Annotated in this window: 9 protein-coding genes; 7 read left to right on the top strand and 2 right to left on the bottom strand. The window is 38.2% G+C overall.

The window, feature by feature from the left end:
* Positions 1 to 188 precede the first annotated feature (188 nt).
* Entirely contained in the window at positions 189 to 1,235 is a 1,047-nt protein-coding gene (locus tag N7931_RS00350) for a glycoside hydrolase family 43 protein (protein ID WP_262791254.1), read from the top strand.
* A 320-nt stretch (positions 1,236 to 1,555) separates the two neighbouring features.
* A complete protein-coding gene (locus N7931_RS00345) occupies positions 1,556 to 2,149 on the top strand; it encodes a sugar O-acetyltransferase (RefSeq protein WP_262791253.1) in 594 nt (197 codons plus the stop codon).
* A gap of 89 nt (positions 2,150 to 2,238) precedes the next feature.
* Here N7931_RS00345 and N7931_RS00340 read toward each other — a convergent pair whose 3' ends face one another.
* Together N7931_RS00340 and N7931_RS00335 are read right to left on the bottom strand one after the other, a co-directional pair.
* Positions 2,239 to 5,118, bottom strand: coding sequence for a glycosyl hydrolase 115 family protein (locus tag N7931_RS00340; protein WP_262791252.1), 2,880 nt, complete (start codon positions 5,116 to 5,118; stop codon positions 2,239 to 2,241).
* A gap of 15 nt (positions 5,119 to 5,133) precedes the next feature.
* Positions 5,134 to 7,080 carry a sialate O-acetylesterase gene (locus N7931_RS00335; RefSeq protein ID WP_262791251.1) on the bottom strand — a complete coding sequence of 649 codons (1,947 nt, stop codon included), beginning with the start codon at positions 7,078 to 7,080 and terminating at the stop codon, positions 5,134 to 5,136.
* A gap of 315 nt (positions 7,081 to 7,395) precedes the next feature.
* Here N7931_RS00335 and N7931_RS00330 point away from each other — a divergent pair, with 315 nt between their 5' ends.
* The 5 genes from N7931_RS00330 to N7931_RS00310 all read left to right on the top strand — a co-directional run bounded on the left by N7931_RS00330 (position 7,396) and on the right by N7931_RS00310 (position 14,385).
* Positions 7,396 to 8,556 carry a carbohydrate binding domain-containing protein gene (locus tag N7931_RS00330; protein ID WP_262791250.1) on the top strand — a complete coding sequence of 387 codons (1,161 nt, stop codon included), beginning with the start codon at positions 7,396 to 7,398 and terminating at the stop codon, positions 8,554 to 8,556.
* Between the two features lie 102 nt (positions 8,557 to 8,658).
* Positions 8,659 to 9,819 (top strand): endo-1,4-beta-xylanase, encoded by a 1,161-nt coding sequence (locus tag N7931_RS00325; RefSeq protein ID WP_262791249.1) that lies wholly within the window; start codon positions 8,659 to 8,661, stop codon positions 9,817 to 9,819.
* A gap of 196 nt (positions 9,820 to 10,015) precedes the next feature.
* Positions 10,016 to 11,236, top strand: a complete 1,221-nt coding sequence (locus N7931_RS00320) for a glycoside hydrolase family 30 beta sandwich domain-containing protein (RefSeq protein ID WP_262791248.1) — start codon at positions 10,016 to 10,018, stop codon at positions 11,234 to 11,236.
* A 117-nt stretch (positions 11,237 to 11,353) separates the two neighbouring features.
* A complete protein-coding gene (locus tag N7931_RS00315; protein ID WP_262791247.1) occupies positions 11,354 to 12,688 on the top strand; it encodes a glycoside hydrolase family 30 beta sandwich domain-containing protein in 1,335 nt (444 codons plus the stop codon).
* A gap of 122 nt (positions 12,689 to 12,810) precedes the next feature.
* The gene (locus tag N7931_RS00310; protein ID WP_262791246.1) at positions 12,811 to 14,385 is read left to right on the top strand and encodes an alpha-N-arabinofuranosidase; all 1,575 of its coding nucleotides are present in this window, start codon (positions 12,811 to 12,813) and stop codon (positions 14,383 to 14,385) included.
* Positions 14,386 to 14,407 lie beyond the last annotated feature (22 nt).

Below are 14,407 nucleotides of genomic sequence, written 5' to 3'. Positions count from 1 at the left end.
TTGTCTTATTAAATAAAATTTTATCTTTATAAGTTTCTGTTTTTAATTAATTTAATATTTTTATTATAGATTTTTATTTTTAAAAGTTATTGTTTATTTGACTATAAAAATAATATGACTATAATTAAGTTAAATTTAAGTATCAGGCAAATCTTTTTTGTTTTGCTGGTGGAGAAATTAGGTTAAAAATGTCTACAAAAATTGAAACGACTAAAAGTCACGCAGAATTAACTCAAGAACGAGATTTACAAAAAGCAGCTAATTTAACTGCAATTGCGCAGCCTTTAGTAAATCACATGTTTACAGCAGATCCATCAGCACATGTGTTTAATGGGAAAATTTTTATCTATCCATCACATGATATCGCAAGCGATGCGCCCATTAATGACAATGGTGACCAATATGCTATGCGAGATTACCATGTTTTCTCACTAAATCAGATAGATGGAGAAGTGACGGATCATGGTAATGTATTAGATGTTGATGACGTTGATTGGGCGGAAAAACAAATGTGGGCGCCAGATGCAGCCGAAAAAAACGGTTTGTATTATCTGTATTTTCCTGCTCGTGATTATCAAGGTATTTTTCGTTTAGGTGTGGCTGTGAGTGATAAGCCTGAAGGCCCTTTTAAAGCGCAACCTGAACCAATTAAAAATAGTTTTAGTATTGATCCTGCAATTTATCAGGATGAAGATAATCAATATTACGCTTTTTTTGGTGGAATTTGGGGTGGCCAATTACAAAGATGGTCATCAGGAACATATCTTGCGGAGGATCATTATCCAGCAGATGACCAACCTGCATTATTGCCAAAAGTGGCTAAACTGGCCGATGATATGTTGGAATTTTGTGAAGATGTGCGTGATGTTGAAATTCTTGACGAAAACGGTGAATTGATTAAAGCTGGCGACAATGATAGACGTTTTTTCGAAGGCCCTTGGTTGCACAAATATAATGACAAATATTATTTTTCTTATTCGACAGGTGATACTCATAAAATTGTGTATGCAACGGGTGATTCGCCATACGGTCCATTCACTTATCAGGGGATTATTTTAGAGCCAGTTTTAGGTTGGACAACTCATCATTCTATTGTTGAGTTTGAGGGGAAATGGTATTTATTTTATCACGACTGTACATTATCAGGCGGTCAAACACATCTTCGCTCAATCAAAATGACAGAACTAACTTATGATGAGAATGGTAAAATAAATACGATTAAGCCATATAAATAAAGTTTCATTTAAAAGGCCTAAAACCTTTTATTGCCGACTGAGTATTAATACTCCAGTCGGCTTTTTTATATCTGCAATTATTTCTGGTTGAATTCTGTTGAAATTTGTCCATTATTCTACAATAACGCTTGATTCTTAGGTATGAAACGATTTGTCCTTAAGGTAAGTTAAATTGTGTTAATAGTGTAGTTTCATCATCTATTTTATGATGATAGACATAAATTATTCTATTCAGTTAGATTTCTTATTTGTACCCCCGCTACGGAGTGTAACCTAGTCAAATTGTAAGTCTAAAAAATATATAAAACAGGAAGTTAAGAATGAAAAGTGAAATCGAAAAATGTCTGGCAGGTGAGTTGTTTAATACTTCTAATGATGACTCAATGCGAATGATAGATAAAGCTCGAAAATTAACCCGTTTGTATAATCAAAGTGAACATCAGGATAAAGCGATTCGTTCCGGTATTTTAACTGATTTATTAGGCAAGATTGGCTCAAACGTTCATATAGACACCCCGTTTTATTGTGATTATGGCGAACATATTGCTATCGGCAATAATGTCATTATTAATATCAATTGTATTTTTATTGATTGTAATAAAATTACGATAGGCAACAATGTCTTAATCGCATCCAATGTACAAATTTGCACTGCAACACATCCGGTAAAACCTGATGAGCGTTTAGTTAAAAACTGGAGTGAAGATTCAGATTATCCTTATTTTAGGACGTATGCAGAGCCAGTAACAATTGAAGATAATGTTTGGATTGGTGCTGGTGTAACTGTTTTACCTGGAGTGACTATTGGTAAAAATTCAGTTATTGGAGCAGGTAGTGTCGTTAACCGCTCTATTCCTGCAAATAGTTTGGCTGTTGGTAACCCTTGCCGGGTGATCCGCAACGTGAATGATTAAAGCTATTTAAAAAATATAAATATATAAGCCCAAAATAAAAAAACGCCTTAACTTAAATATTAGTTAAAGCGCTTTTTTAGAATTATTATTTATTTAAAGCTGCTACTGTTTGGCCCTAAATAACTGGGTTTTAAACCACCGGTATTAATTAATATTTTTTCCACACCGACAGATAAATCTAAGCTATGTAGCTTAATGGTATGTTTACCTGGCTGATTAATCTTGATTTTGGTGCTGACTTTACGTATGCCTTCGCTTACGGCTGTATCCCATGCTGATTTTTTGGTGGAAAGATCAAGCTCAAGTATCTGGATGGGTTGATCATCAATAGATAAACCCAGTTTAGGGGTTCTGTCTGGAAAATAACTTAAAGTCGGTAACAGTTGTAACTCAAGTTCAAAAGTGCCGGTTGAAAAAAATGTCACCGGATATTCAACACTTGGGTGTGGCTGATGAGCCGTAAATTGGCGATAACTTTTTGGAAAAACCGAAATGGTATCAGAGCTGCGGCCGAGGCCTGTTATTGTGTCCCAATGATAACCATCTACTTTTTGACTGTTGGTAAATTTAGCCGCATTAATTGAAACATAACCATCTGCTTCAATAAATCCTATAGCCTTTTTAACTAAATCTGGCGCGCGTTTAATTGCAGTTACTTTAATTTGAGCTGCTTGCCAACTTGTGCCTTTTACACTAATGCTTGTTTGGTGTTTGCCTACGGATAACTTTTTCCAGTCGATAGCGAGTTTAATCTGCTCTTGTTGAGTGACTGTACCTTGGGTTTTAGACAAAATTAACCAGTTGGCAGAGGTTTGTACTGAAAAATCGTAGTCGGCTAATCCTCTGTTAAATAATTCAATCGCTTTTACCTTTTCGCCAACTGAATCAAAAATTAGCTCAAAGCTGCCTTTTTGTGGAAACGCTTGTGCTTCGCCTGTTACGGTTAAGCCCATTTCGGCGGCAGAGTGAGGCTGATATTGATACAGCACGGGCAAAGTATCGGCCGCTGGGTTATTCCAGTTGTTATAACCTATATGGGGCTGATCCATAAAATGTTGCCACTTACCGCCATTTAGGGCATCAAATTCTGCTTTTAATGCGGCATCTTGTGCAAATAAATCTTCAGCCTGCTTTTTGTAATCATTTGCTGTTGAGCGACCTTGAGTGGCATATAAATGATTTTTAGCGGTTGCAAAATAGAGCTTACTCACAATGGTGGTTGCTTTTATCGGGTGTAAAACGAGTTGATAAAATGCATCTTTTTTATTGTCATCAATTGCTTGGTAAATAGATTCAGCGACCGATAAATAAGACTCTAACTCGTCTTTAATCCGATCTGCTTCATTATAATTAAGCAGACTATATATCTTTTCTGACATTAATTCGGGTTTTCTACGCTGATTATGTCGAGTGTAAACTTTAATGATGTCATTAATCTGGCGGGCATATTTTTTACCAAAATAACGGGTTGCCCAGTCAATTCCATATTCATCCAGATTACCTTGATTAAACTGTTCAGGATCCCAAGCCATTTTTAAGAAGAATTCGGTTGGAAACTCCATTGGTTTTAAATCACCTACATTGGTTATCCAGATTTGATTGGCGTTAAATACATATGCCTGATGCATTTGTTCCCAAATTTTGGCTATCGGGGTTACATTCATCCAGCGATAAGAGCGCGGGCCGCCAACATAATCAAAATGGTAATAAACCCCTGCGCCACCACTGCGTGCTTGCTCCGCTTGAGTTGGTAAGCGGCGGATATTGCCCCAGTTATCATCAGCCCAAAGCAAAATAATATCGTCTGGGACTCGCATGCCTTTTTCGTAAAATGCCTGAACTTCTTTATACAAGCACCATACTTGTGGAATATCTTGTAAGTTTTTGTCTTTAATTTGTTTGGCTAAAATTTGGCGTTGGTCTGCAACAATATCTTCTAACAACTTAATGTTTTCGCCTTCTTGCATCGCGCTATCTTCGCGGCCACGCATACCCATGGTATAAATGCTTTCGTATGGCGCATTACGTTTTACACCACGTTGCCAAAATTGATATAAGTTTTGGCGATTGGTTGAATATTGCCATTCACCTTCGCCATCTCTATCCCATTCTTTATCGGCTCGCATCATTGGTTCGTGATGGGATGTCCCCATCACAATGCCATATTCATCAGCCAGCACCATATTTTGTCGGTCATCGTCGGCAAAAGCATTGTTCCACATTGCAGGCCACAGATAATTGGCTTTCAGGCGTAGCATTAGCTCAAATATATTGACATAAAATTGATGGTTATAGCCGCCAAAATTTTTGTTTGTCCAGTTAGTCAGGGCAGGGGCTTCGTCATTTAAAAATATACCGCGATATTTTACTTTGGGTATTTCAACAATTGGCTTTGATAACTGGGTAATTAAAGTATTCGCTTTTTTTACCGGCACATCCGCCCAATAATACCAAGGGGAAACACCGGCTTGCTCACTAATATCATAAGTGCCATAAATTGCGCCGCGTTTATTACTGCCTGCGATCACTAAAGCTTGTTTGATCTTGGGTGAAATGTTTTTAACCAGTTGAATTTGATAAGCATCCCACTGGTTATTAATTGCAGTTAAATCTATTTTTGCCGATTGCTCAAGTTGGGTTAGCAATTGCGATTGTCCGATGGTGGCAATTACAATAATATTGCCTGTTGCGGCTGTTAAGTCATGGATGATCGGTAATTGTTGTCCCGTTACTGCTCGTAGATCGTTCTGTAAATCTTGAGCTGCTCTCAATACCCCTTTGTTTTCATTAGCTGCAACAAAAATACTGGCGTTAGACTGGCCAACAATTTCCATGCTGTTATTAGAATTAGATAGAGCTGTATCTGGATAAATAAACTGCTGTACCCCAAATGCAAATGCGGGTTGAATCAGGCAGAATAATAAACCTGCCAACAGGCAGGTTTGTTGTTTTAATTTAGATAAATTCAAAATATCACCCAAAAATTAATGACAAGCTGATGAAACCGACAATTCGGCCGGATAGGCTGGTAAGCCATGGTTATTGATTAAATTCGCGCGCTCTGGATTACTTTGCCATGCATAGCGGATAAAGTTAATTTGGCTCGCCTTTGGTGTATTAATCACAACATTGGCATCTTTAATTTGTGCATTTGCCCAGTGGTAGGTTTTACCATCTGTAGAAATAGCAAAACCATCTAATTGCTCACCTTTGATTAATAAGCCATTTTGTGGATTTTCAACTTTAATCACAATTTGGTTTTGATGTTGACTGGCGCAGCTTAAAATAGGCCCTTGGTAAACTGCATCTTGTTGGCCATAGACAGTATTCAGCGCTGCCAGCGCAAATCTATCGCCTACCGCTTTTTTGTTGAGTGGATGAATATCATTCCATTCGCCTACATCAATTGCGGTGATCATGGCTGTATTGTCGAGTGTGAGCGCTTTAGCCTGCGCTGCGCGAGTTTCTGCCCAACCAGCATTAGATGGATTTTTATCTGCACTCATATAATTAGCAAGTTGAGTAAAAATAAACGGCATATCAGGCTGATTAAAGGTTTCACGCCAATTTTGGATCATCGCTGGAAATACTTTGGCGTATTTATCTGGGTTACTAGCGTTAGATTCCCCCTGATACCAAATAACGCCTTTAACTTGCATATTTTTAAGTGGCGCAAGCATGGCGTTATATAACGCATTTGGCTGCATGTGTGCCCAAAATTGTGTAGAAGGTGCATTCTCTGTTTTTGCACCAAAGCGGAATTTCCAAGTGCCTGCTAAATTAATTTTACTATCTGAAAAACTGAGTTGATAAGGTTTATCTGGGACAAAACCACCCTGACCTGAAGGGGCAACAATGCGTACTACAAGGGTATTTACGCCTGCTTTTAAAACAGTATTATCAACGTTATAGCGTCTTGGAGGGTATTGATAACCTGTACTGCCAACCTCTGTGCCATTAATATAAACGGTATCCGAATCTATTATGCGGCCTAACTCTAAAAAACCGTCTTGTTTAGCTTGGGATTCAGTTAAAGTAAAGTGGGTTCTGTACCAAGCTGCGCCGCTAAAATCCTCAGTGCCTTGATCGCCCCAATAACCGGGTACTGACATGGTACGCCACTGGCTGTCATCGTAGTTTGCTTGTTGCCAGTTAAATTGTTTACCTAAATCTGCCTGATTAAGTTTTTGCCACCAATTGTCACTGTTAGTTTTATCTTGTTGCTGAATTTTATCTAAATAACCGGCTTGTTGATTATTTTGCACTGTTTGGTAATCATCCGGAAATGCTTTTAACGCGGCTTCACTCATCCAACCCTGAGCACGAGAGCCGCCATACGCATTATTAATAATTGCGATAGGGACTCCGGTTTGCTGATATAGTTTTTTTGCAAAAAAATAGCCTACTGCGGAAAAGCCACCAATATTACCCTGGGTTGCGCTGCTCCAACTCGCGGCTTCAGGTTGAGCCAATGGGCCATTATAGGCTGAACGTTTTTCTATTTTTAACTGGCGAATTTGTGGAAAGTTATCTTGTGTCAGCGCTTTGTTATAAGTTAAACCAACCCGTTGCATTGGCAGTTCCATATTAGACTGGCCAGAGGCAAACCAAACATCACCAAATAAAACATCTTTTAATTCAATATTTTGCTCTGGCGTTTTTAAATTAATTTGATGCGGGCCGCCAGCCGACATCGGCGGTAGTGAAACTTGCCAGTAACCTTTGTCTACTTCAATTTTTTTCAGCAATTGGTTATCTAGTTGCAGTTCAATTGTATCTGCCTTGTCACTGTAACCTGTGATTAGGTTGAGTGTATTACGTTGTAAAATCATTGAACTGGCGTATTGAGGATCTAATTTAATATCGGCATAACTATTTGCACTTGTTGCGCATAATGCAAATAAAACAGAAGAGAGCAGTAATTTTTTCATTTTTAAATAATTGTAAAATTAACAATAAGGTGAATCTAACTAATTTAGTAAAACTTTTCAACATAAGTTTAATGTTAAATAAATCATTTTTTATTTTAGATGTTTTTTGTTCTCTTTTTTTTGATTTTTACACTTAAAAAACAGTGTTTTTTTCATTTTATATTGCAATTTATGCTTTTTGTAATAAATATATCCATTTTTCTTATTGTTGTTAAAAAGAATATAACAAAATATTGACATGCTGAGAGGGTGCTTTATATACTGATAGTGTTTTTTTGACTATATATTAATAATTAAATAACAAAGGAAGAGAGTATGTTTAAATTTAATAAAGTTTTGATTCTCATGCTAGCTACTGGTGTTCTGAATGCGTGTAGTTTAGAAACAGATGAAGAGTCGTCATGGACTGGGGAAGTTATCCAACAAAATCAGAATGATAATACAGATACAGAGGAACAAACAGATGAACAAGAAGAAGAGTTTCCTGAGGGAGTTGCCTATCAAACTAGTTTTGAAGATGGGACTATAAGTGGCTGGACTTCTCAGGGAGAAATTGGTTTAACCACTGTGCAAGATGCTCAAGATGGTGTATATGCTTTAAAAGCTTCGGGGCGAATTGAGTCATGGAATGCGCCTGCAGTCGTATTAACTGATTATTTAGAAGCTGGGAAAACTTATAATTTTAGCGCTTGGGTTAAACTATCGGGTACAGCATCTGCCAATATTAATATTACAATGAAAACAACGGTTGAAGGGGTAGATCCCAGTTATGATGGGATTACCGAAGCTGTTGCTGCAACAGACACTGATTGGGTTGAAGTCACGGGTACTTTTACTTATGAGGAAGTCGATGACACGGTAACCGAAATTCTGGCTTTTGTTGAAGGTCCAGATGCAGGTGTTGATTATCTAATTGATAATTTTGTTATAAGTGAAGCAGAAGAAAGTGATGAAAATAATAATACGACACAGGCTATTTATACTACTAATTTTGATGATGGCACGATAGGTGATTGGAGTCCTTTAGGTGGGATTATGTTAGAAGCTGTCACAGATGCAAAAGCGGGTACTTACGCGCTTAAAACGACTGGTCGGACGGCTGGCTGGAATGCGCCGGGCGTTGAACTAATTGATCAACTGACTGTTGGTGAAACCTATCAATTTAGCTTTTGGACTAAGTTAGTAGATATATCTACGGCAGGGATTAAAGCGTCAATAAGATATGATTTTGATAATTCAGACTCTGTATATAAAGAAGTTTTGGCAGTTGTAGATGCAAATGACACTGATTGGGTGCAACTTGTGGGTGAATACACAATTAATCCTTATCCAGAAGAAGATGCTGATGATTCTGAAACGACCTCAACCGAAGCTCCAACTACAATGTTTCTATATGTTGAGAGCACGGATGAAAGTGCCAGTTATATCATTGATGAATTTGAGATTTTACCACCAGAGCCAGCGGTTGTTGAATAATTAAGCTTATCTTAAATTTTACCTAATCAATTGTAGAACTAACGACACTCTTATTGTGTCGTTAGCTTTTTATTTGATAAAACGTATTTATAAGAGGAATTTATGATTAATTTAAGGATTATTTCTTTATTATTGTTTACCTGTATTGGCTTAATCGCATGTGGGTCTGACGGGGGGCACCAAGTTGATAAATCTAAATTGCCAGATAAACAAGAAGATAATAATCAACAAGAAAAATTAACAGAATTTACACCCGTGACTGTCGCAAGTTTAAAAGAAGGTGTTGATTTTCCTATTGGTGTAGCCGTTCCAGCTGGTAATTATGGTAGTAGTATTTTATTAAGTGAAGAGCGTCAAAATTTAGCTATACAGCATTTTAATCAGCTATCAGCTGAAAATATTATGAAAATGGATGCTTTGCATCCTACGCAGGACACCTTTAATTTTACTGACGCAGACAATTTAGTGAATTTTGCTAGTAATAATGGTTTATCTATGCACGGTCACGTTTTAGTCTGGCATAGCCAAACTGCAAGCTGGATGCGTTCATTTACGGGCGATAAACAAGCCTGGATTGAGATGATGGAAAATCATGTAACGACTGTTGCAACCCATTTTGCTGGCCGCCTAAAAAGCTGGGATGTTGTGAATGAAGCTTTTTTAGATGATGGTAATTACCGTAATACAGGTGATTCAGGTTCTATCTGGTATCAGAATATCGGGGCTGAGTTTATTGAGCGTGCTTTTATTGCAGCCCGAGCTGCCGACCCTGACGCTGAGCTGTATTATAACGATTACAACTTATCAAGCAGTGCAGCTAAACTCGGCGCTGTGGTTAACATGGTGAAAGATTTCCAGAATCGTAATATTCCAATTGATGGTGTCGGTTTCCAAATGCATATCAGCGGTAACTACCCGGGTATTTCAGCCATCAAAGCTCAGTTTCAAAAAGTAGTTGATCTGGGGATTAAAGTGAAAATTACTGAGCTGGATATCCGGATGAATACGGCAGAAAATTTGGATGAGTTAACGCCAGACATAGCAGAAAAACAGAAAAAGCGTTATTACGATGTAATTTCTGCTTATTTAACGACAGTGCCTAGTGCTCAGCGCGGCGGCATTACAGTTTGGGGAATTAGCGATGTTGACAGTTGGATCATTGGTTTATATGACTCACCAGACTGGCCTTTATTATTTAATGCTGAGTTTGAAGGTAAGCCTGCATTGCAAGGTGTTGCGGACGCTTTGGCTGAATTTAAATAAACCGCTTTAGCAAAGGACAATCAGTTACAACAAGCCGGGATACTTAGTTGTAGTCATATTCAGAGTTTTTACATTACCGACATTGAGTGTTCTGGTTGCAAAATTTATTGTATCACCCAGTGTGATGGAATAAGCGCTATGGCAGGCGCTTGCCTGCTAATCCATTATAAACACTAACAAAGAAGGTTATATCCATATGGAAATAAATAAACAACTCGTAGTCTCAGCCGCATTAGTGCTCAGTTCTATGAGCTTAAATGCATTAGCTGGTAACGTAACCATTAATTTTAATAACCAATACCAAGAAATTGATGGTTTTGGTGGCATGAATGCTCCAGGTTGGATTAATGATTTAACATCAGCTCAAGCAACAAAAGCGTTTGGTACAGGTAATGGCGAAATGGGATTGAGTATTATGCGAATGCGTATCGATCCTGATTCAACGCAGTGGCCACTGCAAGTGCCTACTGCACAAATTGCTAATTCGTACGGTGCTAAAATATTAGCAACGCCTTGGACACCTCCCGCTTATATGAAAGATAACAATAGCTTAACCAATGGTGGTAAATTAGAGGCCGCACATTATTGGGGTTATACCAATCATTTAATGGATTTTACCAATTATATGGCAAGCGAAAATGCGCCTATTTATGCTTTATCTTTGCAAAATGAGCCGGATTGGCATCCTGATTATGAATCATGTGAATGGTCGGGTGCCGATTTTGTTACATATTTAAATGACCAGGGCTGGCGATTAGACCCTGCTCTTAAAATTGTTGCCCCTGAGTCATTAGGCTTTACAACAGCTTATTCTGACCCGATTTTAAATGATCCTGTCGCTAATAGTTATGTCGATATTATCGGCGGTCACTTGTACGGCGTCACGCCAAGTAATTACCCGCTTGCGTTGCAAAAAGGTAAAAAACTCTGGATGACTGAGCATTACACCAATAACGAAGATGCCAATGATTGGGATGAAGCAATTGATGTAGGTTTGGAATTACATCAAAGCATGGTGGCAAATTATAGTGCCTATATTTGGTGGTATATTCGTCGTGGGTATGGTCTGTTGACTGAAGACGGTAATGTGAGTAAGCGTGGCTATATTATGTCGCAATTTTCAAAATTTATCCGTCCAGGCGATGTGCGTATCGGTGCCACCGAAGTACCTGAAAGCAATGTTTATGTCACCGCTTATAAAAATAATGCAGGTAAACTCGTGATTGTAGTCGTGAATAAAACAAACTCTCATAAACAGCTTAATTTTACCCTACAAAATGGCACAGTTAGTCTAATGACTAAATATTCCACTTCAGCTTCTATGAATGTGGACTATAGAGGCAATTATACGGTTAGCAATAATCAATTTACCGCCTATGCAGATCCTTGGGCAGTACAAACATTTGTATCTAACTAATTTAAGCAAGATAGCTTTACTATTTACGTTAACCTGAGTTTGAAACTATTTTTTAAAGCTCAGGTTTTAAATTTTTTATCAATATATCTTCGCAATTGTTATGGAGTTACCTGTTATATGAAGATTAAAAACCCTTTATTTTTATTGTTAATATATTCCCTGAGTTTAACTGGGTGCGGAAGTTCATCATCCGGTTCTAAATCTGATTCAGATGACAAAAAACCGGAAAATCAGTTTGAACTGTTCGTCGATTTAAAAACACGTTATCAAACCATAGATGGGTTTGGTGCTGCTTTACCTATGTGGACATATGATATGTTGTCTGATACGGAAGTGAAAACTTTAGTGGGTACAGGAGAAAATGAACTCGGTTTAACCGTTTTAAGGACTATTATTAATCCAACTCAAGACGTATGGTCACTAGCGGTTGATAATTTATTGGAGGCCAAATCTGTCTCGGATGAAGTTAAAATTCTAGCAACACCTTGGTCGCCACCTGCTTATATGAAAGACAACAATAGCACGGTTGGTGGTGGTAAACTATTGCCTGAATATTATGATGATTATGCACTGCATTTAAAAGCCTATGTTGATTTTATGGTGAGTAAAGGCGTAAATATTGATGTGGTATCTGTGCAAAACGAACCTGATTGGCATCCAGATTATGAATCCTGTGATTGGACTGGTGAAGAATTTAAAAACTTTTTAATTCAATCAGGCGACTTAATTCCAACTCAGGTATTGGTTGGTGAGTCACTTGGATTTAATCGTGCGTATACCGATCCAAGCTTAAACAGCGAAGAAGCGCTGGCAAATTTTGAATATGTTGGCGGTCACCTGTATGGCGCTGAAAATACAAATGCCTTGTCTGAATATTCATTGGCAGAGGAAAAAAACAAAAAACGCTGGATGACAGAATGGCTGATTCATGATGCTGATGGTGATGGTGATGCGATATGGGGTGGTGATAACAAAGCCGTTTGGGACGAAACCTTAGATAAAGTAGTATACCAAATTCACAAAACTATGAGTGTGAACTGGAATTCCTATATTTGGTGGTGGGCCAAGCGATATTATTCGTTGATTGGCGATGGACAAGCTCAATTTGGTACGCAAGCTGGACAAGTTTTAAAGCGTGGCTGGGCGTTTTCACACTTTTCTAAATTTATCCGCCCAGGTGCAGAGCGAATTGATGTTCAAAATACCATTAGTGGTGCCTATGTCACAGGCTATAAAAATACCGACAATACCGTTATTGTAATCTTGAACCGTGGCAATACAGATAAACAGGACGTAGATTTTGAAATGCCTTATGTATTGAGTTCAATTGACGCTTACGTCACCTCACAAACTCAAAACCAAGAATCTTTAACAGTAAATGCCAGTGGTAAGATTGTAAAACTGCCTACGTTACCAGCCCGCAGTATAGTAACGATTGTAATAGACGATTAAAAAAAAAGTAAAATTAGGTCAGTTTAAATTCTATTTAATTTGACCTTTTATATAGTCATTATTACATTTAGTTGTTATTATTTTTAATTAGTTCCCTATAATCAGTTAAAATAAGGCCTCTAATGAAACATTTAATTACAAAAAGCATCAAGACAGTTGGCGTATGCTCGCTTGGTGTTTTGTCATTAACTTTATCCCTGCCAGCTTTTTCAGTTGAGCACATCTCTATTAACATTGATACCAATCAAACTGGATCCAAAATTAACAAAAATATTTATGGTCAGTTTACCGAGCATTTAGGTCGAGGAATTTACGAGGGGATTTGGGTCGGTACGGATTCAGACATCCCGAATACTAAAGGTTACCGCAACGATGTATTAAACGCATTAAAGTCGTTAAAGGTACCTGTAATGCGTTGGCCGGGCGGCTGTTTTGCTGATGAATATCATTGGCGCGATGGTATAGGTGAGCGTAATAAAAGACCGGTCAGAGTGAATTCAAACTGGGGTGGGGTTGAAGAAAGCAATCAATTTGGTACGCACGAATTTTTTGAACTGGCTGAAATGATAGGTTCAGAAACTTACCTTAATGTGAATCTGGGGACAGGGACAGCGCAGGAAATGGCGCAATGGCTTGAATATATGACCTCAACCAATAATTCGAGTTTAGCGCAGGAAAGACGCGCAAATGGGCGAGATGAGCCGTTTAAAATTGATTACCTGACAATCGGTAATGAAGCTTGGGGATGCGGCGGTAATATGACGCCTGAGTTCTATAGCCATCTATACAACCAGTATGCAACCTTTGCTAAAACTTACAATGGCACTCAACCTGTGTTTGTTGCCAGTGGCGGTACTGGGGATGATACCAGTTGGACAGACGTATTAAGCAAAAACAAAAAAGCTAAAATGGATGCGATTTCATTCCATTATTACACCTTACCGACTAACGACTGGAGTGTTAAAGGCAAGGCGATTAATTTCCCGGAATCTGAATGGCATTCAACCATGATCAATACTTTAAAAATGGAAAAATTTATTCAGGACAATATTGCTGTGCTGGATAAAAATGATCCAGAAGGCGAAATTGGTTTTTATGTAGACGAATGGGGTGCATGGTATGACGTAGAAGCTGATCACAACCCAGGGTTTTTATATCAGCAAAATACCATTCGTGATGCTGTGATTGCAGCGACGAATCTGAATATCTTCCATCGTTATGCAGAACGAGTTCAGATGACCAATATTGCTCAGATGATCAATGTTTTGCAAGCTATGATTCTGACAGATAAAGAAAAAATGTTGCTAACACCAACTTATCACACGTTTAAAATGTACGTGCCGTTCCAAGATGCGACCCATATTCCGGTGCAAACAGAACAAATGGCGTATGAGTCTTTTGAGGGCGAATCCTACCCGGTTGTCAGTGCATCAGCTGCTAAAGCATTGGATGGTAAAACTTACATCGCTTTGGTTAATTTATCTGCATCAGATGAAGCAGAAGTAAAGATCAATCTGCAGGGGGAGAAAGCGAAACTGGCGAAAGGTCAGCTGTTAACTTCGCCTAAAATGAATACTTTTAACTCTTTTGATAATCCAGAGCGGGTTAAACCTGTCAAGGTTGAGCATAAAGTAAAATCGGGCCAGTTAAACGTTAAGTTGCCGGCCCACTCGGTTATGGTTATTCAACTGAATTAGTCCGTCTAATCTAACCCGCAAA

It is taken from the genome of Catenovulum sp. 2E275 (genome assembly GCF_025515275.1).
Taxonomy (GTDB): Bacteria; Pseudomonadota; Gammaproteobacteria; order Enterobacterales; family Alteromonadaceae; genus Catenovulum.
This window is presented reverse-complemented; position numbering and strand designations above follow the sequence as displayed.

Bases quoted from the DNA above. Each gene is read 5' to 3' on its own strand.
- N7931_RS00350 (WP_262791254.1), top strand. From the start codon at position 189: ATGTCTACAAAAATTGAAACGACTAAAAGTCACGCAGAATTAACTCAA.
- N7931_RS00345 (WP_262791253.1), top strand. From the start codon at position 1,556: ATGAAAAGTGAAATCGAAAAATGTCTGGCAGGTGAGTTGTTTAATACT.
- N7931_RS00335 (WP_262791251.1), bottom strand. From the start codon at position 7,080: ATGAAAAAATTACTGCTCTCTTCTGTTTTATTTGCATTATGCGCAACA.
- N7931_RS00330 (WP_262791250.1), top strand. From the start codon at position 7,396: ATGTTTAAATTTAATAAAGTTTTGATTCTCATGCTAGCTACTGGTGTT.
- N7931_RS00325 (WP_262791249.1), top strand. From the start codon at position 8,659: ATGATTAATTTAAGGATTATTTCTTTATTATTGTTTACCTGTATTGGC.
- N7931_RS00320 (WP_262791248.1), top strand. From the start codon at position 10,016: ATGGAAATAAATAAACAACTCGTAGTCTCAGCCGCATTAGTGCTCAGT.
- N7931_RS00315 (WP_262791247.1), top strand. From the start codon at position 11,354: ATGAAGATTAAAAACCCTTTATTTTTATTGTTAATATATTCCCTGAGT.
- N7931_RS00310 (WP_262791246.1), top strand. From the start codon at position 12,811: ATGAAACATTTAATTACAAAAAGCATCAAGACAGTTGGCGTATGCTCG.